General features: G+C 46.9%; 24 protein-coding genes. 13 read left to right on the top strand and 11 right to left on the bottom strand.

Annotation, left to right across the window (positions count from 1 at the left end):
• Positions 1-93: 93 nt before the first annotated feature.
• The 8 genes from LQZ07_RS21400 to LQZ07_RS21365 form a co-directional block, all read right to left on the bottom strand.
• The gene (locus LQZ07_RS21400; protein ID WP_152784110.1) at positions 94-420 is read right to left on the bottom strand and encodes a hypothetical protein; all 327 of its coding nucleotides are present in this window, start codon (positions 418-420) and stop codon (positions 94-96) included.
• On the bottom strand, positions 404-919 hold the full coding sequence (locus LQZ07_RS21395) for a hypothetical protein (protein ID WP_152784112.1): 516 nt from the start codon (positions 917-919) through the stop codon (positions 404-406). Before LQZ07_RS21395 ends, LQZ07_RS21400 begins: the two co-directional genes overlap by 17 nt.
• Positions 920-928: 9 nt before the next feature.
• Positions 929-1,543 (bottom strand): DUF3164 family protein, encoded by a 615-nt coding sequence (locus LQZ07_RS21390; RefSeq protein ID WP_152784114.1) that lies wholly within the window; start codon positions 1,541-1,543, stop codon positions 929-931.
• Positions 1,544-1,614: 71 nt separating this feature from the next.
• Complete coding sequence (locus LQZ07_RS21385; protein WP_152784116.1) at positions 1,615-1,830, bottom strand: hypothetical protein; 216 nt, start codon at positions 1,828-1,830, stop codon at positions 1,615-1,617.
• Positions 1,820-2,329, bottom strand: coding sequence for a hypothetical protein (locus tag LQZ07_RS21380; RefSeq protein WP_152784118.1), 510 nt, complete (start codon positions 2,327-2,329; stop codon positions 1,820-1,822). The genes LQZ07_RS21385 and LQZ07_RS21380 overlap by 11 nt, the downstream gene beginning before the upstream one ends.
• Positions 2,330-2,332: 3 nt before the next feature.
• Entirely contained in the window at positions 2,333-3,262 is a 930-nt protein-coding gene (locus tag LQZ07_RS21375) for an AAA family ATPase (RefSeq protein WP_152784120.1), read from the bottom strand.
• Positions 3,263-3,281: 19 nt separating this feature from the next.
• Positions 3,282-5,270, bottom strand: a complete 1,989-nt coding sequence (locus LQZ07_RS21370) for a transposase domain-containing protein (RefSeq protein WP_152784121.1) — start codon at positions 5,268-5,270, stop codon at positions 3,282-3,284.
• Between the two features lie 8 nt (positions 5,271-5,278).
• Positions 5,279-5,509, bottom strand: coding sequence for a helix-turn-helix transcriptional regulator (locus LQZ07_RS21365; protein WP_249483348.1), 231 nt, complete (start codon positions 5,507-5,509; stop codon positions 5,279-5,281).
• A gap of 194 nt (positions 5,510-5,703) precedes the next feature.
• Here LQZ07_RS21365 and LQZ07_RS21360 point away from each other — a divergent pair, with 194 nt between their 5' ends.
• Both LQZ07_RS21360 and LQZ07_RS21355 read left to right on the top strand, forming a co-directional pair.
• On the top strand, positions 5,704-6,474 hold the full coding sequence (locus LQZ07_RS21360; RefSeq protein ID WP_152784123.1) for a S24 family peptidase: 771 nt from the start codon (positions 5,704-5,706) through the stop codon (positions 6,472-6,474).
• A gap of 249 nt (positions 6,475-6,723) precedes the next feature.
• On the top strand, positions 6,724-7,317 hold the full coding sequence (locus LQZ07_RS21355) for a hypothetical protein (protein WP_194164178.1): 594 nt from the start codon (positions 6,724-6,726) through the stop codon (positions 7,315-7,317).
• A gap of 114 nt (positions 7,318-7,431) precedes the next feature.
• On the opposite strand, the gene LQZ07_RS21350 is transcribed toward LQZ07_RS21355, so the two are convergent.
• Positions 7,432-8,211: an IclR family transcriptional regulator gene (locus LQZ07_RS21350; protein WP_152784125.1), complete on the bottom strand. Its 780-nt coding sequence runs from the start codon at positions 8,209-8,211 to the stop codon at positions 7,432-7,434.
• 314 nt (positions 8,212-8,525) lie between these two features.
• On the opposite strand from LQZ07_RS21350, the gene mrcB reads away from it, so the two are divergent.
• From mrcB to LQZ07_RS21325, 5 genes are all read left to right on the top strand, one after another.
• On the top strand, positions 8,526-10,925 hold the full coding sequence (gene mrcB, locus LQZ07_RS21345) for a penicillin-binding protein 1B (protein WP_084682004.1): 2,400 nt from the start codon (positions 8,526-8,528) through the stop codon (positions 10,923-10,925).
• 9 nt (positions 10,926-10,934) lie between these two features.
• Positions 10,935-11,588, top strand: coding sequence for a dUTP diphosphatase (locus LQZ07_RS21340; RefSeq protein ID WP_016403598.1), 654 nt, complete (start codon positions 10,935-10,937; stop codon positions 11,586-11,588).
• Positions 11,589-12,201: 613 nt separating this feature from the next.
• Positions 12,202-12,393 (top strand): hypothetical protein, encoded by a 192-nt coding sequence (locus LQZ07_RS21335; RefSeq protein WP_016403600.1) that lies wholly within the window; start codon positions 12,202-12,204, stop codon positions 12,391-12,393.
• Positions 12,394-12,415: 22 nt separating this feature from the next.
• Positions 12,416-12,610, top strand: a complete 195-nt coding sequence (locus LQZ07_RS21330; RefSeq protein ID WP_152784127.1) for a hypothetical protein — start codon at positions 12,416-12,418, stop codon at positions 12,608-12,610.
• A gap of 19 nt (positions 12,611-12,629) precedes the next feature.
• Positions 12,630-12,824 (top strand): hypothetical protein, encoded by a 195-nt coding sequence (locus LQZ07_RS21325; RefSeq protein ID WP_016403602.1) that lies wholly within the window; start codon positions 12,630-12,632, stop codon positions 12,822-12,824.
• Positions 12,825-13,027: 203 nt separating this feature from the next.
• Here the strand turns inward: LQZ07_RS21325 and LQZ07_RS21320 are convergent, their stop codons facing one another.
• Positions 13,028-13,231: a hypothetical protein gene (locus tag LQZ07_RS21320; protein WP_152784129.1), complete on the bottom strand. Its 204-nt coding sequence runs from the start codon at positions 13,229-13,231 to the stop codon at positions 13,028-13,030.
• Positions 13,232-13,439: 208 nt separating this feature from the next.
• On the opposite strand from LQZ07_RS21320, the gene LQZ07_RS21315 reads away from it, so the two are divergent.
• Positions 13,440-13,811, top strand: coding sequence for a YbaN family protein (locus LQZ07_RS21315; RefSeq protein ID WP_152784131.1), 372 nt, complete (start codon positions 13,440-13,442; stop codon positions 13,809-13,811).
• Between the two features lie 57 nt (positions 13,812-13,868).
• Positions 13,869-14,147 carry a hypothetical protein gene (locus LQZ07_RS21310; protein ID WP_016403553.1) on the top strand — a complete coding sequence of 93 codons (279 nt, stop codon included), beginning with the start codon at positions 13,869-13,871 and terminating at the stop codon, positions 14,145-14,147.
• 33 nt (positions 14,148-14,180) lie between these two features.
• Here the strand turns inward: LQZ07_RS21310 and hemL are convergent, their stop codons facing one another.
• Positions 14,181-15,464 (bottom strand): glutamate-1-semialdehyde 2,1-aminomutase, encoded by a 1,284-nt coding sequence (gene hemL / locus LQZ07_RS21305; protein WP_152784133.1) that lies wholly within the window; start codon positions 15,462-15,464, stop codon positions 14,181-14,183.
• Positions 15,465-15,738: 274 nt separating this feature from the next.
• On the opposite strand from hemL, the gene LQZ07_RS21300 reads away from it, so the two are divergent.
• From LQZ07_RS21300 to LQZ07_RS21285, 4 genes are all read left to right on the top strand, one after another.
• Positions 15,739-16,401 (top strand): DUF6776 family protein, encoded by a 663-nt coding sequence (locus LQZ07_RS21300; RefSeq protein WP_152784135.1) that lies wholly within the window; start codon positions 15,739-15,741, stop codon positions 16,399-16,401.
• A gap of 110 nt (positions 16,402-16,511) precedes the next feature.
• Positions 16,512-16,871, top strand: a complete 360-nt coding sequence (erpA, locus tag LQZ07_RS21295; RefSeq protein WP_016403550.1) for an iron-sulfur cluster insertion protein ErpA — start codon at positions 16,512-16,514, stop codon at positions 16,869-16,871.
• A gap of 188 nt (positions 16,872-17,059) precedes the next feature.
• Complete coding sequence (locus LQZ07_RS21290; protein WP_152784137.1) at positions 17,060-18,166, top strand: efflux RND transporter periplasmic adaptor subunit; 1,107 nt, start codon at positions 17,060-17,062, stop codon at positions 18,164-18,166.
• Positions 18,166-21,294 carry an efflux RND transporter permease subunit gene (locus LQZ07_RS21285; RefSeq protein WP_152784139.1) on the top strand — a complete coding sequence of 1,043 codons (3,129 nt, stop codon included), beginning with the start codon at positions 18,166-18,168 and terminating at the stop codon, positions 21,292-21,294. The genes LQZ07_RS21290 and LQZ07_RS21285 overlap by 1 nt, the downstream gene beginning before the upstream one ends.
• Positions 21,295-21,304 lie beyond the last annotated feature (10 nt).

Below are 21,304 nucleotides of genomic sequence, written 5' to 3'. Positions count from 1 at the left end.
ATATGTTCCACATCGGCGAGGTTGTCCTTAAACTCGCCGAAACGGGGCAAACTGTAAGCCTTACCACCATTCATCAAGAGCTAACCGACCAAGCTAACAAATCGCCTCTCCGGCGTATTCAATACGCAACGGCTTTAAGCCATCTTGAGCGCGTGCTTCGTTTAAATACTTCAAAAGAGGTGTAAACAAAAACATGGCGACGCCTTCGGTTTCCTCTTTAGGGCGCGTCATTAAGAAACCGAACAATAACTGGCTCAAGTTGTCATCGGGGCCACAATTAAGCGCGAGGCAGTCCTCGCGCTCTTCCCAGCCTTTAAACTGCGTGAGTCGCTCTAGCTCTTGTGCTTCTTTAATCAAAACTTGCTTTTCAGCGGTGGTGCCACAGCAAGTAGCGGCGATTTTTTCAGACAGGTTTTGCATTGCTTCGCTCCTTTGGGGGGAATACCCAGTCAATCATTTGTTTAGTTAGAAAATAGGCGGTGCCGTCGCTTATGCCTTCTGGACCGTCTTGAAGTAGCTCGACGCTGTCGCACGCTTTAAGTGCACGTATGAGCGGTGCAAGTGTTGGCCAGAGCGGCTCGTACCACTCCGCGGTTTCATACGCTTCCGGGTATTCCTTTTTTGCGCGGCGTTTGCCAATAGCTTTTTCAATATCCCGGCGCTGCGCTTGGGTGGCGCGCTGCCGACTGCGTTTGCGCCATACCTTTTGGGTCAGCGGGTCGTATTCTTCAAGATTGGGGCGGCCTATAGCCCAACGCAGTGATGCGGCAAGGTGAACGACATAATTAAGTTGATTTTCCTTAACTTCGGCGAGTTGGATAATCAGCTTGCGCCCGTCAACACGTAACGCGACAGTGGCTCCATATGATGCCTTAAGCGCGGTTTCTATCTTGTCTATCGTGGGTTCTTTGTTGCTCATTATCCGCTCCTATAGCGTGCTAATATCGAGCGGCAACTGCTTATAGCCGCCGTCTTTTTCATTGCGTTCATAGATGCGCAGGTATTGGCTAGACCCCGTAATTTGTATAGCGTCGGCAATGGCATCCATGGCCTGCTTCCATTTCTCGTCGCTGATATCTAAAGAGCGAAGGCTTAACACTTGGTTGATATCGATACGGCCTTGCTTATTGGTGCGAAAGGCATGGTCGACCATGGCCATCAAGCGCGAGTCTGCGCCGTCACTCCAGTTTTTGATGCACTCATCAATCAACGTTTTAGCTGCTTGGATGCGCTCATCAAATACTCTGTGCTCGCTGACCGCGCGTGCTATGCGGTAACGCCCATTAAAAGAGTGCAGCTGAACATTGCCTTTACTGCCGCCAAATTTGACGTTGTATTCCGCCGCGCTCAGGTCAACAAAATCTGCTATCTCTCCCATGGTTTCAAGCTTGAATGCGGTCATGGCTTCGCGCAGTGCTTGGGCTTTCTCAATAATGGAAAGCACCAACTCATCGCGCAGTAGGTCGATTGGCTTAATTTGGTCTTCTGGAACCAAGCAGCCGTTTGCGTTTTCGCGGTAGCCTTCGGGGATGTGTTTAGTCATTGCTGACCTCCTTTGGTGGGTTTGGTGCCGCCCTTACTCCGGCGGCGTAAAAAGAAAAACAAACGGCGCATTTATGCGGTCTCCTTCCAAGTGACACAAAAGCCATTAAAAGGCGCGGCTTTAAGGTGGGTGCATACACCTTTTGCTGTCTCCACAATATCGACGGCTTCACGGCGTAAATCGGCGCTGGGCAAGTCAACAAAGATGCAGCGCTGGCCAATGCTTAATACCTCAATGCCGCGTAATTTTAAGGCCATTACAGCGGCGTACTTGTCTTTATATTTCAAGGGGGGCTTCCTCTTGTTCGCTGATTTGTTCAAGCCATAGGCACAGTTCTTCGCAAAGCTTCTGTGCTTCGGCGGCGCTAAGCAGTACCGCGCGCCCATAGTCATCTTCGGCGTTTTGTGCGTTGAACATATCGAAACCCAAGAACGGCGCGGCGACGCTGGTGTTCATATCAAGCACCAAGACATTAAGGGTTTGGCTTTGAATATCGTGGTAAACCGTGCGCCAGCTGTCGCTGTCTTCGCATAGGATGCGATTTTGAGCAGGCTCGCTGTTCACTTTGCCGCGCAGCCAATCATCGATTTCCTCAGTCAGGGCGGTGGTGCTTTCCACATCAAGCGCTACTCCTTCAATCACGGGCGCGCCTTCGTAGCGGATTTCAAACGACAACACGCGCTCCCCGGTGATTTGCTCAACGAGTAACGCCTTGGATACATCATCGGAATCAGTGAAGCCTCGGATGGTAGAAAAGGCGGTTTGTTGGTCGAAAATAGTGCTCATTACTTAGCTCTCCAAATCCGCAAGGGCGGCTCGCAAGTGGTCAAGGGTGATCGGCTTTTCTTGTCCATAGGCTGTGATGGCGGCAATACGCAGCGTCATGTTTAAGAGACGCAGCGCGCCGGGGCGCTCGGCGACCTTTTGCATGAATTGACGTTCCTTTTTGCCTTCTATGCCCCACGATTTAGCAATAGCAATGACGTCATTTTGCTTGGTTTTGTGCAAGCCGGTTTTTTTCGCTAGGCGGCTAAATAGGCGGGCAAATTCTTCGCTGCGGCGACCTCCGGTAAGCTGTGAATACACCCGGTCATTTCCGATAAGGGTTAAGCCAATGTTGGTTTTCTCTTGCAGGATGCGCAGTTCTTCAAGCGCGTCGTACCCTAAGTGGTCGGCCTCATCGACAATTAACAAGCCCCCGGTATCAGTGAGGCGGCGGGCAAGAGCGCGGCATAGCGGCCCCTTGCGGCGCGGGGCGTCACTCATACCCAGCTCTAGGGCGATTTCATACAAGCACTCGCTAAGCGAGCTAGCCGAAGGGCTGGCGGTAATCATCCAGCAGTTGTTGTTTAACCGGGCATACTCGCGGGCAGCAAAGGTTTTCCCCACACCACTAATGCCGAATACCACGGTGATACAGCTTGCGGCATGAGCATATTGCAAAGCGGTATGGATTTGCTTTCCGCTATGCGTTTCGACGTACCCCCGATTAACGATTTGCTGAAGCCGACTATCTCGAACTTCTAGCCAGTTCTTAAGCTTGTTATTCACAGCATCATTATTGCCACCGTAACTGCCCTTCAAGAAGCCGCTGATAACAGCGGGACTTAAACCCACTTCTTTAGCCACTTGGTTAGCCGTAATGGCTGCTGATTTTATTACTTCATTAACAGCATCTACTGTGCGTTGGTGAGGGTTTAATGTAGTTACTTTGTCCATGGGTTTATTACCTCGTCAGTTAAATTTCGTTTTTTCGTTTTTCGGCCATCATTAGCGCTACGCGACTAGCAAAAGCCGCTTCGTCGTTTTGCTCGATGGGCTGCGGCTGGGTTTCAGCTCGCGCTAAAGTGTTGCCGCGTTGAATCGTTACCAGCGCGCTGGCTGCTGGCGGTGGGAGTTGTTCGTCGTCAATTTCAAGTTGGCGCATTTGCTCGGCCAGTTCGGCAGTGGTGAGCTTCTTCTCTGCGGCTGCTTGGGCCTTCTTGGCCTTAGTGAATTGCTGGCGGGTGCGGTGCTGTTCACGGCTGGCGGCTTGGTCGCCGAAGCCTGCTTTGTGCATGCACTCGGCCTCGCCGATATAGGTTCCATGTAGTGAGTAACAGTGCACCGTGCCGTGTAAGTTTTGCGGGTCAAAGCGGATGATGAGTTTTTTACCTATGTACTGGTAGAGTTCGTCGCAGTGGTAGCGGTTTTCTTGGTTCGCTATCTTGCCGCCCGCCTTAAGCGTAAACATGCCTTGCTTAGACACTTTTGCGGTTTCCGCGCTGAGTAAAAACATACGCTTTTGCTCATTGGTTGCGGTGCGCACCGTGGCGCGCGCATAATCACGTTCGAACACTTCATCGAATGACATAACCCCGCCGCAAAGCTCGGTCTGGCGGTTGGCGCGAGCGTTATACATCTGTACGCCTTGCTCTAAGATTTCCAAAAACTGCGCTAAAGGGATCGCCGTTTCGCCGTAGTTGTCTGGCTTGGCGGATGGGTTCGGCCCGGTATAAGCGCCCGCCAGTGTCGGGTGCTTATCCACGAACTCCTCTAAGCCGCCATTACCAAAGGCGCGCTCTATAGGTTTTGCTTGGCCGTGTCCCTTACCTAAAATTACCGTTGTCCAGTGCAGCTTGATACCCAGCGTTGGGATTAATCCAACTGGATCATCGGCTTTTACTTTAAAGCGGTAGCGGTTAGCTACGCCGCCCGTAAGCCATTTATTGGCCGCTGCGCGGGTGTTATCGATGGTGACATCTTGGGGGATTCCGTAGCGCTCGATGGTATCGAGTAAAGATAAGCGAATGGTGTCTGAATTTTCGCTTATATCGGTGCGGTAAGAGGTGATCTTGCGGGTGCGGACATCTTGCCAGAACCACGTCACCGGGCGGCGGATTTCACCATTCGGCCACTTAACAAAAACGTTGTGCTTGTAGCCATCGCCGTTTATCCAGCTTGCGGCCTCGATATCAAAGACGGTGCGCTGCTGTGGCGGGTACATCATCATTAAAGCGTGCTCGCCTTCGCGGTGAAGCGTTATTGCTTCGGCTGAAACTGTCGCCAATAGGCGCTGGCGAAAACAATTTTTGCGCGGCAGAACCCAACCTTTTTGGGGGGCAAGGGCTTCTAAGCGGTAATAGCAGGCCGCATAACTTGGTTTTTCCGGGCGCAGGTAATCGGCTTTGAAAAGCTCCCACGCTTCCTCGGGGATATCAGCACGGCGGCGGCGGCCTAAGTGTTTGTTAGAAATGTTGTGTGTAGGAATTAGCGCGGCCAGCCAATCGTCTTCGTGAATGCCCGCGGTCGCTTGAACTGCTCTGAGCACTGTATTTCGGCCAACGTTGTATTCCTTAGCTATGGCGAGGTAGCTTTCTACTTTTTGCGCGCCAGCCTTAACAAGTGCGTGCCATGCTTTCACAAGCTCGAGACGCTTATAGGCTTTCGCTTGGGCCTTTTCACCGCCTTGTTCCCACTTATACCAAAACGATTCTTTGCTATAAGTTTCAACGGGAGGCTTTGGCAAGTCGAGCACCTTGTTATCAACCAACACTTTACCTAGTTTTTTAAACAGCGCGGGCAAGCACTCTTTAGGCAGTGAGTCAATGTGGTATTCGTAAGCGCGGCCTTTTACTCCCCCAACCTTACGCCTTTCCCACCCCTCAGCTTTGGATTTTTTTTGTATAGCACTCAGAGTGTGAGGCAATGCGGGAAGCCCTATGAGCCCGGATAGCTGAATCCACATAAGCCCCCCTAGTAGCGACTAGGCCAGATAATCTCAGGTGAAACCCCTAAGGCTTGCGCAATAATTCGCTGGCCTTTGGGATATCTAAGGCGGAATACATTACTTAGAGTGTTGGGCGCTAAGCCTTGCTCTCTGGATAGATCCCGTAATGTCAACCCTTTTTTATTTAAGGCTGCTTTTATGTCGGCGGGGTGCCAATCTGTACATGAATGGCTATTAACTATTTTAATTGTAGGCACTTTGTGCGACCCTCTTTGGTTTATTTTTAGGGTTGTAACGGCTAAATGTTACAACTACGGAATTAAATATAGATTAAACGGAAGCTAAACGGAAGGGATTCCGTTTAAAAAATTTATAATCTCGACTAAATTGTTGATTTTACTGGGGTAATAATTAAACGGATAGGATTCCGTTTAATTGAGGTTTAAGCGGAATGAAAGACTGGTTTACGTTAAAGGAATTAGTAGGGGCTCCCGGGCTCCCTGCGACGGATAACGCCATACTGAAAAAAGCAAAAAAAGAAAATTGGAAAAGGCGAAAACCTCCCGGTGTAAAGGGCCGCTTGCATGAGTACGCATTCGATAGCCTCCCCGTAGATACGCGGGCGTACCTACGGGGAGGGGAGTCAGAGACTCGGGAAGAAGTTCGAAGCTCATCATTTAGCGATGAATCATCGGAAGGTATGATCCCTATCTATGACATAGCCGCTTCCGCCGGGCCGGGCCGCGTAGTCGAGAATTACCTTGATAAGCAATTGGTGACAATGGAACCGGAGCTATTAAAAGGGGTTGTTACACATGGCCAAAAGCTATTTATAATGTCTGTCGGTGGCGACTCAATGGAGCCGACCCTCTACGACGGTGACTTTATGCTTGTTGCCGAACACATAGGCCAGCAGTTACCGCTTAAGGGCGGCATTTATGTGTTTAGGTTTCATCATGAAGTAATGGTTAAGCGTCTTGATTTTGATACAGATACTCGAGTGTTAACCGTTAGAAGCGACAACCCGGACTACTCAACAAAACATCTAAAGGGCTCTGATTTGGAATCAATATCCATAATTGGGGAAGCCGTGAGAGTTATTGCTAAAATTCGAAAGCACCAAGGGGCGGTTGAACCAGTGTCAAACCGAACAAGCCCCGCCAAACTTAGCGACCATGTATGCAAATGCGGGGACGACTGCGACCAAGACTGCGCCGCTTAAAGTCAGTTTAAAGAGCTTTTAAAATGCTTGGTGAATTACTGGGTCTTTCCCAGTTCTACTGATCCATTTTTAGCTTCGGGCTCTTTTTTACCACTTCGAATCGTCGGAGAGTATGCCGATGGTCGATCGCCACGAAGCCCGTTATGTAAGGGGCTTTTCCCGTTTAATTCCAATAAATTCCGTCTAATCCCGGGTTACCACTTCAATTGATCCTCTACAGTCGAAGCCACACAAATTGCCCAAGGGACAGTGATTCAATTTGCGCTAGAAACCTATCGCCGCCGTAAGCCAAAAATGAGCGGGGTAGCAATTTGTCACTTTATTACCCACGTGCCAGATATTAAGTGGGGAGTGGTCGATTTTTATGGTGAAAAGAAAATTAGTTTTGATTATCTAAAACGAACCTACCAACCGTTGCTACCAAGTTTGCAGTTTGAAAAGCGCCGATGGCAAGCGGGTGAAGTATTTTCGGCCAGCTTGTGGGTAGTGAATGACTACCAACATGCCTACCAGCAGTTAAGTTATGAGTGGCAAGTTGTCTATCAAGGGCAGGTTTGTGCCAGCAACTGTATTAACTTGGATGTGCTGGCTGACAGCTCGGCTAAATTTTCTGAGCTGGAATGGCGCTTACCGAACGATGCAAGCGGCGAATTTGAAGTGAGATTGGCGCTAAAAAATCAACAGGGAGAAAGTTTAGCAAGCAATGCTTACCGCTTGTTAGTGGGTGACCAGCTTACCGCCAAACAGCAACGTTTGGCCTATTTAGCCGAGGCACAAGCGCGCCTAGATAAATATGGCCACAGTGTTTACCGTTACTGGCCAGAGATGTGGGAGTTTAAATAAGCTTGCATATGGCATGGGCTTAAATTAGCTGTTCTTAGTGAGAGAGATGTGGCTTTTTAAGCCTAAGTTACAACCACAGCGGTGAGCCTTCATCGCTGTGGTTTTAGCGAGCGACTAACAACCCAATTGCTGAGTGATCTGCTTGGCAGTCGCTTGGGCTTTGCTTATTAGCTCTGAGCTTTCCGAGTACTCATCTGTAGCAGTTGAGTTGAGCGTCGTTATGGCTAAAGAGGCGATCACTAAGCCTTCTGGCTCTCCCACCAATACTGCAGATTCATATACCCCTTTTGTGAGCTCATTGGCAGCAGAGTAGGTTCCGTTTTGCTTGATTAAAGCGAGTTGCTGAATGAACAGTTTGCGTTGCGCGGCTTTCATTTGTTGGTAGTGCTGGTCGCGCTCCAAAATCATTGCTTGTACATCGGGCTTACTGTTCGCCAGCAATACGCGTCCAGAGGCGGTGGCGCTGGTAGGAAAAAGTGAACCTTCGGCAATATTAATCGACACTGGATCGTGGCTTTGAGCATGAACTATCACCATGGCTTGGCTTTGATACAACATGCTTAGATGGCAAGAGTGACCAGATGAAAAAGCCAAGTCTTCCATGTGCGGCAGGGCGCACTGGCGCATTTTATCAATTGGAGAGATGCGGCGAGACAGGTTGTAAATTTTTAACGAGGCGCGGTATTTGCCTGATACCTCATCTCTAATTAAGTAGCCTCTTGCTTCTAAACCAACCAATACGCGATAGATTTCGTTGGCGCCTCTAGCAAGTGCTGTGGCTATCTCGGTTTGAGATTTTGGCAATTCTTGGCTAACCATGTATTCCAAAATATCTAAGCCTTTATCTAGCGCAGGCACAGCGTATTTGTTAGCAGCAGGCGATTTCTTATCCATTCGTCGTTTAACTTTTACAACCCAAAGTTTGCCTATGTTAACAGCGAGCTGATTTAAAGAAAAATAATCGCAGCTTTAGTGGTTGAGCTGATTTTTGTTGTGTAACAGCGAGTTGTTTAAACAGCCTTATGAGGCGCGTTTAATTATTAGCTTCGTTTTTGTTTATCCAGAAATAAGTATCTGCGTAGCATGCTTATATTTGTGCTTAAAAAATTGGGCTAGTCGGAGTATCCTAAAAGCACTTTTGGCCTGCCTTTTTCTCGCATTATCTATTGCAGGCCATCCCCTAAGGTTTGATTAAGCAGTAAGGCAGTATGAGTCCCAAGAAGCCCGATAGCTCGGCCAAAAAGCCAAGCCCCAAAAAAGCCTCGGCAAAGAAGCCGGCTAGCAAAAGTAAACGTACTCCAGCTAAAAAGACCACTAAACCGCGCTCAAGCGCCAAAAAAAATACCAAGCCTTCATGGGGAAAACGCTTGTGGGGCATTAGTTGGAAGCTAGCATTAGTTGGCATTGTCATTATGGTTGCTTGGGGTGTGGTACTAGACAGTAAAATTCAGCAGCGTTTTACTGGCGATAAGTGGCAACTGCCGGCAGCGGTGTATGGCCGAGAGCTACAGCTCTATCCTGGTTTACGCCTAAGCAGAAAAGAGCTGCAAGATGAGTTGGCGTTACTAAATTATCGCAAAGTAAAACGCGCTAAACGTGGTGGTGAATATGCGGTATCGGAAACCAAAATTGAGGTAGTACGTCGCCAATTTGAGTTTGCCGACGGGGTAGAGCCCGAGTTGCCGATGCTGCTCACTTTTAGCCCTTCACGTTTGGCTAAAATTCAGCACCGTGATACCGGCGAAGAGATTGCTCAAACCCGACTTGACCCAGTATTGCTTGAACGCCTGAATGTGACAGAGCAAGAAGACCGGCTATTTGTGCCTTTAAATGATATTCCAGCAAGCTTAAAGCAGGCCTTGATACTTACCGAAGATCGCCAGTTTTATGAGCATGACGGAGTGTCCCCCATGGCGATTGCTCGCGCTCTAGTGGTGAATTTGCGTGCCGGACGCACGGTACAAGGCGGCAGCACGATTACTCAACAGTTGGCTAAAAACTTCTTTTTAACGCGCGAACGTACCTTATGGCGTAAGTTGCAAGAAGCCTACATGGCGCTATTAATAGACTTTCGTTACAGCAAAGATGAGATTTTAGAGAGCTACTTTAACGAAGTGTACCTTGGGCAAAATGGTAGCAATGCGGTGCATGGTATTGGCCTCGCCAGTTATTTCTATTTTGGTCGCCCAGTAAATGATTTATCGGTGGAGCAAGTGGCCTTGTTAGTGGCCATTATTAAAGGCCCTTCATATTACGATCCATGGCGCCATGAACAGCGCGCGATAAATCGTCGTGACTTGGTTTTACGCATACTAGCCGAAGAAGGTGAATTGTCGGCCGAGCGTTATCAGCTGGCTGTGAAAAAACCATTAGGCTTGAGCAAGCGTGGCAGTATGGGCTATCAGAAAACGCCAGGCTTTGTATCGCTGGTTCGCCGAGAGCTGCAGCAGCATGCTAACAACTGGCGTAATTACAACGGTGTGAAGGTATTTACTACGCTGGACCCGCTATCACAACGTCATGCTCAAAGCGCCGCGCAAAATGTTTTAGAGCAGCTAGACAAGGGGGCGAAAAAGCAATTGCAAACAGCCATGGTGATTAGTGAACGCCATACTGGCGCGATCCGCGCGCTAATTGGCGGCAGAGAAAAGAATAACCAAGGGTTTAACCGGGCATTGGATGCGCGCCGCCAAATTGGCTCCTTAGTTAAACCTTTTGTCTACCTCACCGCGATAGAGCAAGGACATCAATTAGGTGAATTGTTAGAAAACAGCCCCTTGGCGGTGCCTTTAGATGATGGCACCAATTGGCAGCCTAACAACTACGATAAGAGCTTTAGTGAGCCTGTGATGTTAGTACGTGCCTTGGCAGAGTCACTTAACGTACCTACGGTGCGCTTAGGCCTTGAAGTGGGGGTCGATTCAGTCGTTGATACCTTAAAGTTGGCTGGCTTGGAGGAGAATACTCGCCCTTATCCGTCGATACTTTTAGGAAGCTTAAGCCTGTCGCCATTTCAAATGGCACAGCTTTATCAAACCCTAGGTGGGGACGGTGAATATCGCCCACTTTATGCCGTGCACCAAGTGAACGACGGTCAAGGCAACGTATTGTATAAAGCTGATAATGACGCAGAGCGCCGCTGGTCTGAAATGGCCAACTTTCTCACGCTGTATGGCATGAGCCAAGTGACTCGCAGTGGCACTGCGCGCTCGCTCAAGTGGCGCATTCCTAAGGTTGATTTGGCGGGCAAAACGGGCACCACTAACGATTTGCGCGACAGTTGGTATGTGGGCATAGACCAGCGAGAGATTGTTACGGTTTGGGTTGGGCGAGACGACAATAAGCCCGCAGCAGTTACCGGTTCTTCAGCGGCATTACCAGTGTATGCGGCATATCTCAAAACCTCGTATCCACAGTCGCTACGAGCCATGCAACCCGATAATCTTAGCTGGGTACATTTTGCCAAAGCGAATGGGCATCCAACTTCTGCCGGCTGTGGTGAAACAAGCTTACTGCCTGCACCTAGCAGCCAAGCTGAATTAGCCGAAGGCTGTGTGCAACAAAGTGCAACTAAGGCCAAAACGTGGCTACAAAGTTTATTTAATTAAGGATCTGGAATGTTACAAGCAAACCAAGCGCAAATTATGTTGCAGCTACAAGACAACATGAACGCCAAAGTGAACCCAGAGTGGCTAACTACTCGTTCGCCATTTTTGCGTGCGGTAGTTATTGAAGGCGCAGAAGCTATTGAGCATCACGGTTGGAAGTGGTGGAAGAAACAAGACTGCGACCTAGAACAGCTACAAATGGAGCTAGTAGATATTTGGCACTTTGTATTGTCTGAGTTACTGCTGCAATCAGATGGCGAACATGCTCCCGCTCAAGCTTACATTTTCGAGAATATTGAGCAAAGCACTGTGCAGTTTGATGGCAAACAATGGCAGTTTAGTCAGCTTAATTTATTAGAAAAGCTTGAATTGCTTATTGGTTTAGCTGCCGCTAAACGCACCAGTATTGGCTTGTTCTCGGCTTTGTTGGTGGATTGTAAGATGAGCTGGCTGGATCTTTATCAGCAATACGTGAGCAAAAACGTGCTTAATTTCTTCCGCCAAGATAATGGATACAAACAAGGTACTTACCGCAAAGTGTGGGATGGCAGAGAAGATAACGAGCATTTGGTTGAGCTAATGGCTAACTTAGATGCTTCGGCATTAAGTTTTCAAGACGACTTGTATCAAGCCTTACATCAACGCTACGGCCAATCTAAATAATGTAGCATTTGCTGCAATGTGGCGCAGTTTTGCGCCACATGTGAGTGCATTCGCATTGTGCAACAACTTCTCATTTTGTTGGCTTCATTATAAAAAACTAAATGCATGCGTATTTTATAGATATTTTCACTATTGGTAGGCTTTTCATTAGCTTGAAACTGGAATTTTTAGTCTAATCAAAAAAGATATCAAAATTGGCCTCGTTATTGCTCCTTAGTATTTGTGTGGTTAACAGATGAACTTCACATTCACAATTTAAGTAGTAGAGGTAAATATTATGGCTGTTTCAAGTTTTAGAGGTGCATCAGGTGCGAGTTTTTGTCCAAGTAAGTCGAGCGATAAACGAACTCGCAACAATGCTAAATAATCTTTCATTCAGTGATTGTTTAGTTGTTTAAAAGCGCTTAATAATCTTAAGCGCTTAATCTCTACCCCGCATTTAAATCTCACGTGTCTTATTTTTTCTGTATCTAACTGCTAGAAAAACCGTAACTTTTCCTTTTTCTCTCACTTTTTTCTAAAAAAATTTAAATTTCTTTGAAATAACCTAGTAGACAGCTAGGTCTTCTTGGTCATGGCTATACAGAGTTAAGCCATTACTAGGAGAAATAAAATGAAAGCCGTTATGTCAGCAATGTTAAGCGTAGTTTTTGGTTCGTTCTTAATGTTTAGCGCTGCGAGTCAGGCGGCGGTTGGTCCCCTAAATGGGGCGCAAGGAAGCACTAATATCGGTACCAGTGGAATAGACCGTCATACCTGTCAACGCGAAGCATTACGTGGCGAAGTACAGTCGCCGTTTTGTTAAGTAGATAAGTTTTAGGAGAATGATGATGAAAGCGTTAACCACCAGTTTAGTTAGTGTAGTGTTTGGTTCAGCCTTAATGTTTAGTGCAGCAAGCCAGGCTTCTTTTACCCCAGCAAATAGCGCGCAAGGTAGCGTGCAAATAGGTACTAGCGGTATCGACCGTCATACCTGTCAGCGTGAAGCGCTGCGCGGCGAAGTTCAATCGCCATTTTGTTAATAATTAGGGAAGGAGAAGAATGATGAAAGCATTAAGTTCAGCAATATTGAGTGTAGTGTTTGGTTCTGCCTTGATGTTTAGCGCAGCTAGCCAAGCCTCATTTACCCCAGCAAGTAGTTTGCAAGGTAGTGTGCAAATAGGCACTAGCGGTAATGACCGCCATACCTGCCAGCGTGAAGCCTTGCGTGGCGAAGTGCAATCACCTTTTTGTTAAGCACTGAGAATACTAAAAAAGGCGATGTAGATTTACATCGCCTTTTTTAATGGGGAGTTTAATACCAATCACACCCAGTAAGTGATCAGAAATAACTCAGGAAAAATACTCGAGAATAAGGCAGGATTTTTCGACAAGTTGTTATTCTACAATCAAAAATTCTAACGTAATTATCGAGTACTTTGACTAGATAGAATGAACAGTTACTTAGTTCGATTAGCATAAGCACCTGGACGACAGCGATCGCTAAACTGGGTTTGCTCAAAGTACTCTACAGGGAGGCTTAGTTCAGCCTGATGGTGATTTAGCTGGTTATTGCGCTTGCTGGTAAAGCGATAAACGTTATTGCTAGTGCTGCTGGCAGTGTTACTTTGAAAAACAGTTTCTTTTTGGACGGCTTCAAACATGACGAACTCCTAATTAATAGTCCGCGCCTTTAGGCGCTTTAGCGGTATTTGTTAGCCGCCCGCAAGTTGGCGATTAAATCGGCGGCAGAGTTAATTTATTCTTTAGCCGTCTAGATGTCTAATTTTATTTTGCTACATGTCATAACTAGCAGTTATTTATCGCGCCACAGGGTAAACTATCTGCTTACTTATTAAAGGTGCTTGTTTAATGCTGAAAGTGTTCTACCTGTTAATTGCATGGCTAGCGGTATTGCTGGGCACGGTAGGTATTTTTTTGCCTTTGCTGCCTACTACGCCTTTCATCTTATTAGCCGCGGTTCTATTTTCTAAAAGCTCTCCTCGGTTTGCTGCTTGGCTTGAGCAGCATCGCACTTTTGGTCCTTTATTAAATGATTGGCAGCAACATGGTGTGGTAAGCCTTAAAGCAAAGTGCAGTGCTACCCTTATGGTGGCTATTTCGGCGGGTTTAATGTTGTGGATGGAGGTCCCTTGGTTTGCTCGTATTGCCGCAGGTACATGTCTGTTAGCAGTGATGGTTTTTCTTTGGACTCGACCTTCAGTAAAAAATTCTTCCCGCTAAGTTATTGCTTACTATACTCATTTTGTGAATTTTAAAATCATCAATAAGAGTCGGGATATGAAAAAACATATTTGTTTGTTGTTAGGCTTTATTGCTGCTGGGGTACAAGCTGGTAATGGCACCGAAGTGGCGAATATAAATTGTAATGGCACTTGGATACGCTCGGGTACCGATAAGCTGGAGTTAATTAGTGCTTGTGGCAAGCCTGAATATGAAGAAGTAGTAAGCGGCGATAACTTCAATAAGTTAGAAGGTGTGCTCTATAACATTAAAGGCAAGAAATACGTGGTGTATCTAAAAACCGGCCAGGTAGTAAAAATTGAATGGCTAAGGTAAAGCCGCACTCTTGGGCAAGTGCGGCAATCCAGCTTATTTTAACTTGGCAAAACAACGCTCTGCTGCAGCAATAGTGGCATCAATATCTGCTTCGCTGTGAGCAAAAGAAGTGAATGATGCTTCAAACGCTGACGGGGCTAAGTAAACGCCTTCTTCCAGCATTAAGTGGAAGAACTTTTTGAAACGTTCTGCATCACAGGCGCAAGCTTGGGCGAAGTTAGTCACGCTGCTTTCTTCGGTGAAAAAGAAGCCTAGCATTGCGCCTACTTGATTAACGGTTAATGGAATGCCTTGGCGATCTGCCGCCGCTTTAAGGCCTTTGGCCAAGCGCTCAGTGATTACATTTAGGTGTTGATGAACCGCAGGATCTTTTAGGGCATTAAGTGCTGCTAGACCAGCCGCCATAGCAATAGGGTTACCCGATAAAGTACCCGCTTGATACACCGGACCAACAGGCGCTAAGTGATCCATAATTTTTTGGCTGCCACCAAAAGCGCCTACAGGCATGCCGCCGCCAATCACTTTTCCTAAACAAGTTAGATCGGGTTTTACCCCATAATGAGCTTGTGCTCCGCCTAATGAAACTCGAAAGCCAGTCATTACTTCATCAATAATAAATACCGCTTGGTATTTATCACAAATGGCGCGTAGCCCTTGTAAGAAGCCGTCTACAGGAGGGGTACAGTTCATGTTACCTGCCACTGGCTCCACAATGATACAAGCAATGTCTTCTGGGTATTCGGCAAATAAAGCTTCAACCGAGGCTAAATCATTATAGGTGGCAGTAAGCGTATGTTGAGCAAAGTCGGCTGGAATACCCGGCGAGCTTGGTTGGCCAAGGGTTAATGCTCCAGAGCCCGCTTTAACCAGCAATGAGTCGGCATGGCCGTGGTAGCAACCTTCAAACTTAAGAATTTTGTTACGGCCGGTGTAGCCACGAGCAAGGCGAATCGCGCTCATGGTGGCTTCGGTGCCCGAGTTAACCATACGCACTTGGTCCATTGATGGCACCAATTCGCACACTAGATTAGCCATATCGATTTCAGCAGCGGTAGGCGCACCAAAACTCAAGCCTTTAGCGGCTGCATCAACAACAGCTTGGTGAATCGCAGGGTGGTTATGACCCAAAATCATTGGGCCCCATGAGCCCACGTAATCGATGTAGCTGTTGCCATCGGCATCATAGATGCGTGCGCCGTCGGCTCGTTCAATGAAAACCGGTGTTCCACCTACGCCATTAAAGGCACGAACTGGTGAATTAACGCCACCAGGAATAGTTTGCTGGGCTTGGCTAAAAAGTTGTTCTGAACGAGACATAAAGCATCCTTTAAAATCTGAGTCACGCGCCACAAAGGCAGTAAATTGCGCTCACTATAACAAATAATCTATAGCCAAGTAATAATGCGTAGAAGCTGCATTTGAGCGCTGGTTCAGCTTGCAGGCTGTAGCTATTTAAACTAAACAATTGGGCTACGTTATCTAACTCGTTTCACCGGCAGAAAGTTAGTGCTATCGCAGAGAACTAACTGTAGTTTGTTGCCGAGGGGAAATCTGGGTAAACTGTCGTCTTTTCGCGACAGGTGTATACAAAGTGGCAAAGCCAAAGTTGTTAGTTGTAAGTTTAATCGGTGCCTTGGCTTTAACCAGTGTGTATGGTTTATCGGTTGTTGTTGAAGAAAAAGATCAACTAATTAGCCAATTAAAACAGCAGCTTAGTAACTCTCTTGAAAGCCAGTCGGTATTACAACAACGTTTATCGATGGTGCGCCTAGAGCAAGATACCAGTTTGGCGGAGTTAGCTCAGTTAAAACAAAGCATTAATCAACTGACCGAGCAAAAGCTTGCCTTAACTGAAGAGCTGTTGGTGTATAGAAAAATCATGGCCCCAGAAAAACAAGCTGGCGGCATGAAAATTGAACAACTAAACATTGAACCCATGCTTAGCCCCAACTATTACCGAATGCAGGTATTGTTGATGCAAGTAGCGCGAAACAAGCGTTGGTTAAGTGGGGAACTGCAGTTAGTGGTGGTGGGTAGTCAGAACCAAGAACCAGCGCAATATAATTTGGCAGACTTACAAAGTGAGGCCACTCCTTTAGCGTTTAAGTTCCGTTATTTTCAAGAAGTGAATACCGACATTAAGTTGCCCGAAGGCTTTAAAGCAGAGCGGATTGAGCTTACCGCTAAAGTTAAGGGCAATAAATGGAACAAAAAAGCCGAGATTATTTACAAACAAAATTGGCCTGTAGAATAAACACTTGGTGATGGCTTAGGGCTATGGGTAAACCCTCTTAGGATAATACTTGAACAAATTACTCGGGTATTAGATAATCTGCGCCAGTTAACATTTTTAAGGAATAGATTGTGTCAGAACAAGCTGTAACTGAACAAGCCGCATTTCCAATTCAATTTACCGACGCCGCAGCGTCGCGAGTAAAAGAGCTAGTTGCTGAAGAAGAGAACCCAGCGCTAATGTTGCGTGTCTATGTCACAGGCGGTGGTTGTTCTGGTTTTTCTTACGGATTTACCTTCGATGAAAAAGTAAATGAAGGTGATACCTTAGTAGAAAAACAAGGTGTATCAATGGTTGTAGACTCAATGAGTTTGCAATATCTAGTGGGTGGTATCGTAGATTTCACCTCCGGCCTAGAAGGTTCACGCTTCCTAGTGAACAACCCTAATGCTAGTACAACCTGTGGTTGTGGTTCATCATTTAGCATCTAAGCTGGTTAGCAAAACACCATACAATTGTATCTTTTTGTAAGCCACCGTCTGGTGGCTTCGTTATTTTTCATACTTAGCTAACGCTTTGTAGCAAATTTGTCAGTAGTCTTCGGCAAAGCATATAGATTGTTTGCACTAACTTGTATACTGATTCACTTACTTGAATCATCGACAGGGAGTGTTTGATTGTGTCTGTTGCCGTAAAACAGTTTTTTGCTGCTCGCCCATATATCCTTTCTATTTTTATTGTTGCTGTAGTGGTGTTTTGGATGCTCTCTGGTCAAATGACTAATGCAGATGAAGCCAAGGCTGAACCTGAGAAAGCCGCTCACAAGCTAACCCGCGTGCAAGTTAAAACCTACACTGCCGAGACCATTGAACGCAGCTTACATTTATACGGACAAACAGAGGCGCGCCGTCAAAGTGTTATCTCTGCCGAAGTATCTGGTCGTTTGTTGGAGTTTTTGGTTGCCGAAGGTCGGCCAATTAAAAAGGGCCAAGCCCTTGCTCGTTTAGATATTCAAGATCGACGTTCGCAGCTACTGCGTGCCGAAGCCTTGTTAGAGCAACGCACCATTGAGTATGCCGGGGTTAAGGCTCTTAGCAAGCAAGGTTTCCAAGGTAAAGCGCGCTTAGCAGAGGCCAAGGCGGCGCTGGTGGATGCAGAATCCAATGTTAAATCGCTTAATTTAGCCATTGATAACACGCTGGTATTAGCCCCATACAACGGTATTTTTGAAGAAAATATTGTTGAGGCGGGTGCTTATCTAGGTATTGGTGACCCCATCTTAAGGCTTGCCGATACTCAGCAACTATTGGTGCGTACTGATGTGTCTGAGCGCGATATCTCGCAGCTTTCTTTGGGTGAAAAAGCCTACGTAAACTTGGTTACTGGAGAAGAAGTTGAAGGGACCATCGACTTTATTGCTACCTTGTCTGATCCCAATACCCGAACCTTTAAAGTAGAAGTGTTGCTAGATAATCGAAAACAACAGTTGATGGCGGGTGTAAGTGCCGGTGTGCGCTTCCCGCTTGAAGAGGTAGAGGCAATTAAAGTTAGCCCTGCAGTATTAGCCTTAGATGAAGAAGGTAATTTAGGGGTTAAAACCGTTGTGGATGATGTAGTGCAGTTTGTACCTGCTAGTTTAGTGCGCTCAGATCCCGACGGTGCCTGGTTATCTGGCTTTAGTGGTGACAACGATGTGATTATTTTAGGCCAAGGTTTTGTGCGCGAAGGCGATAAGGTTGAGCCTGTCACCAAAGCGGAGTTGTTAGCGCAAGAGAGGGCTGAATAATGCACGCTTTTATTGAAGCCGTTTTATCGCGAACTCGAACCGTACTGTCTATTTTACTGTTCTTGTTTGTTGCCGGCATTATCACCTACAACAACATTCCTAAAGAATCGGATCCCGATGTAGAGATCCCGGTTATTTACGTATCGATCCCACACGATGGGATTTCGCCTCAAGATGCTGAGCGCTTGTTACTGCGCCCTATGGAGCAGGAATTACAAGGTTTAGAAGGCATTAAAGAAATGACCGCCACTGCCAGTGAAGGTCATGGTTCGGTGGTGCTGGAGTTTATTGTTGGGGTTGATATCGACCAAGCCTTGTCGGATGTGCGGGCTAAGGTGGATCAAGCCAAACCTAAGCTGCCTGCCGGTGGCGATGAGCCAGAGGTGCATCAAGTAACCTTAGCCACAGAACAGCCTGCTATTACGGTGTTGTTGTCGGGTGACTTGCCACAACGTGCCTTACTAACGATTGCTCGAGACCTGCAAGATCAAATGGAAACCATGAAGCAGGTATTAGAAGTTAACATTGGTGGAGACCGTGAAGACTTTTTGGAGATTACGGTAAACCCGCTTTTGATGGAGTCTTACGGTTTAGACCAAGCCGATATCTACAACTTGGTAAGCCGAAATAACCGTTTGGTTACAGCGGGTACACTTGATACCGGCAATGGCCGTTTTGCGGTAAAAGTACCTGCGGTATTTGAGAACGTTAAGGATGTTATTGAGCTGCCAATTAAGGTAGATGGTGATCGCATTGTTACCTTTGGTGATGTGGCCTCCGCCAGACGTACCTTTAAAGATGCCAGTACTTACGCGCGGGTAAACGGTAAGCCCACCATCTCTTTAGAAGTGAGCAAACGCCCCGGCGAAAACCTGATTGAAACCATTGAACAGGTAAAAACGCTCATTGCTCAAGAACAAGCATTTTGGCCAGATTCGGTGATTATTGATTACGCCGGTGACAAATCTAAAGACATTCGCACCATGCTGTCAGAGCTGCAAAATAACATTCTATCTGCAGTCTTGTTGGTGGTGGTGGTGATTATTGCGGTAATGGGCGTGCGTTCATCTCTGTTGGTGGGAATAGCTATTCCCGGCTCATTTTTGGCTGGTATTTTAATGCTGTCTTTAGGCGGGCTTACTATCAACATGGTGGTGTTGTTTTCGCTGATTATGGCGGTGGGAATGCTGGTGGACGGAGCCATTGTGGTTACCGAGTTTGCCGATAGGCAAATGAGCGAAGGCGTTCCTCGCCATCAAGCATACTCGCTGGCCTCACAGCGCATGTCGTGGCCAATTATTGCATCAACTGCAACTACCTTAGCGGCGTTTGCTCCCTTATTGGCATGGCCAGGCATGGTGGGGCAGTTCATGGGTTACTTGCCCTTAACTTTGATTGCGACCTTAAGTGCTTCCTTGGTGATGGCGTTAATCTTTGTACCTTCTTTGGGCAATATTTTTGGTCGCCCACGTAAATTAACTGCCAAGCAGCAACAGGCACTAATTAAAGCGGATAAAGGCGAATGGCAAGGCCTTGACGGGTTTACCGGTGTGTATTTACGGGTATTGCACAAAGCAGTAAATGCACCGCTGCGGGTGCTGGGTTTGGGCATTGTTATTGCGATTGCAGTAATAATGGCTTATTCCAGTGCTGGTAAAGGGGTCGAGTTTTTTCCTGAAGTAGAGCCAGTGGGTTACAACATTATCGTTCGCTCGCACGGTGATTATTCTACCGATGAAAAGCTACAAGTAATGCTTGAGGTTGAGCGCCGCATCATTGATTTAGAAGACTACGATACTTTGTACACCAAAGTAGGTGGCGATCAGCTAGGGGATATTCGGGTTAATCTTAAAGATTGGAATGAACGTCGACCAGCTAACGAAATTATTGAAGACATGCGTTCACGCTTAGCGCCTATTGCCGGCTTAGAAATTGAGTTTCGTAAAGACAAAGCGGGACCGCCGGCAGGCAAAGATTTACAGCTTGAGTTGAGCTCTCGTTTTCCCGAGCGCTTAGAACCCATGGCCAAGAAAATTCGAGAGTTGGTGAATGACAACCCGCATTTTGTTAATGCCGAGGACTCTACTACCAAACCCGGGATTGAGTGGCAGCTTAAGGTTGACCGTGCCAAAGCCGCTCGTTTTGGCGCCGATGTTACTTTGCTAGGCAATACCGTACAGTTTGTGACTAATGGCCTAAATATTGGTGATTATCGCCCCGATGATGTAGACGATGAGCTAGAGATCCGAGTGCGTTTTCCAGAAGAGAATCGCAGTATTAGCCGCTTGAGTGAGTTACGGGTGAAAACGGCTTATGGCTTAGTACCTATTACTAATTTTGTAAGCTTAGAAGCTAAACCAAAACAAGATGTGATCAACAAGGTGGATGGTCGCCAAGTACTAACCGTAAGTGCCGATGTAGCGGCGGGGCAAAACTTAAGTATTGAGTTACCTAAGATTCAAGAACAACTTAAGCAGCTTGAGCTTGATCCCTTGGTTGATATTAAACTGCGTGGCCAAAATGAAGACCAACAAGAGAGTATGGCGTTTTTAGGCAGAGCGTTTATGGTGGCGCTATTTGTGATGGGTTTGATTCTTATCACTCAATTCAATAGCTTTTACCAAGCCTTGTTAATACTCTCGGCAGTATTGTTCTCAACCATTGGTGTATTGCTTGGCTTGTTAATCGCTGGGCAAGCATTTGGCATTATTATGAGCGGTTTGGGGGTAATTACCTTAGCGGGGATCGTGGTGAACAATAACATTGTGTTGATTGATACCTACAACGTTCTGCGTCGCCAAGGCATTGCTGCTCAAGAAGCTATTATGCGTACCGGTGCACAGCGTTTACGCCCAGTAATGTTAACCACTATTACCACCATCTTAGGCTTAATGCCCATGGTATTGGAGCTGAACATTGATGTGTTTGAGCGCAGCTTTGAAGTAGGTGCGCCTTCTTCTCAGTGGTGGTCACAACTGGCTACAGCGGTTGCTGGTGGCTTAAGTTTCGCAACACTGTTAACCCTTATTCTTACACCGTGTTTGTTAATGCTTGGCGCTAAGTTTAGCCGCAAAGATAAACAAGCTGCGATAGAAGAAGCGAAAGAGCAGGAGCTTTTGGGGGCTTAAAGCTCAAGGC

The sequence above is a fragment of the Agarivorans sp. B2Z047 genome, from assembly GCF_023373605.1.
Classification (GTDB): domain Bacteria; phylum Pseudomonadota; class Gammaproteobacteria; order Enterobacterales; family Celerinatantimonadaceae; genus Agarivorans; species Agarivorans albus.
Note: the sequence above shows the minus strand (reverse complement) of the source record. Positions and strands in the feature narration are given on the sequence as shown.

Bases quoted from the DNA above. Each gene is read 5' to 3' on its own strand.
- LQZ07_RS21325 (WP_016403602.1), top strand. From the start codon at position 12,630: ATGATGAAAGCATTAAGTTCAGCAATATTGAGTGTAGTGTTTGGTTCT.
- LQZ07_RS21310 (WP_016403553.1), top strand. From the start codon at position 13,869: ATGAAAAAACATATTTGTTTGTTGTTAGGCTTTATTGCTGCTGGGGTA.
- LQZ07_RS21285 (WP_152784139.1), top strand. From the start codon at position 18,166: ATGCACGCTTTTATTGAAGCCGTTTTATCGCGAACTCGAACCGTACTG.
- hemL (WP_152784133.1), bottom strand. From the start codon at position 15,464: ATGTCTCGTTCAGAACAACTTTTTAGCCAAGCCCAGCAAACTATTCCT.
- LQZ07_RS21395 (WP_152784112.1), bottom strand. From the start codon at position 919: ATGAGCAACAAAGAACCCACGATAGACAAGATAGAAACCGCGCTTAAG.
- LQZ07_RS21390 (WP_152784114.1), bottom strand. From the start codon at position 1,543: ATGACTAAACACATCCCCGAAGGCTACCGCGAAAACGCAAACGGCTGC.
- LQZ07_RS21335 (WP_016403600.1), top strand. From the start codon at position 12,202: ATGAAAGCCGTTATGTCAGCAATGTTAAGCGTAGTTTTTGGTTCGTTC.
- LQZ07_RS21340 (WP_016403598.1), top strand. From the start codon at position 10,935: ATGTTACAAGCAAACCAAGCGCAAATTATGTTGCAGCTACAAGACAAC.
- LQZ07_RS21400 (WP_152784110.1), bottom strand. From the start codon at position 420: ATGCAAAACCTGTCTGAAAAAATCGCCGCTACTTGCTGTGGCACCACC.
- LQZ07_RS21380 (WP_152784118.1), bottom strand. From the start codon at position 2,329: ATGAGCACTATTTTCGACCAACAAACCGCCTTTTCTACCATCCGAGGC.
- LQZ07_RS21360 (WP_152784123.1), top strand. From the start codon at position 5,704: ATGAAAGACTGGTTTACGTTAAAGGAATTAGTAGGGGCTCCCGGGCTC.
- LQZ07_RS21315 (WP_152784131.1), top strand. From the start codon at position 13,440: ATGCTGAAAGTGTTCTACCTGTTAATTGCATGGCTAGCGGTATTGCTG.
- LQZ07_RS21320 (WP_152784129.1), bottom strand. From the start codon at position 13,231: ATGTTTGAAGCCGTCCAAAAAGAAACTGTTTTTCAAAGTAACACTGCC.
- LQZ07_RS21375 (WP_152784120.1), bottom strand. From the start codon at position 3,262: ATGGACAAAGTAACTACATTAAACCCTCACCAACGCACAGTAGATGCT.
- LQZ07_RS21370 (WP_152784121.1), bottom strand. From the start codon at position 5,270: ATGTGGATTCAGCTATCCGGGCTCATAGGGCTTCCCGCATTGCCTCAC.
- mrcB (WP_084682004.1), top strand. From the start codon at position 8,526: ATGAGTCCCAAGAAGCCCGATAGCTCGGCCAAAAAGCCAAGCCCCAAA.
- LQZ07_RS21350 (WP_152784125.1), bottom strand. From the start codon at position 8,211: ATGGATAAGAAATCGCCTGCTGCTAACAAATACGCTGTGCCTGCGCTA.
- LQZ07_RS21330 (WP_152784127.1), top strand. From the start codon at position 12,416: ATGATGAAAGCGTTAACCACCAGTTTAGTTAGTGTAGTGTTTGGTTCA.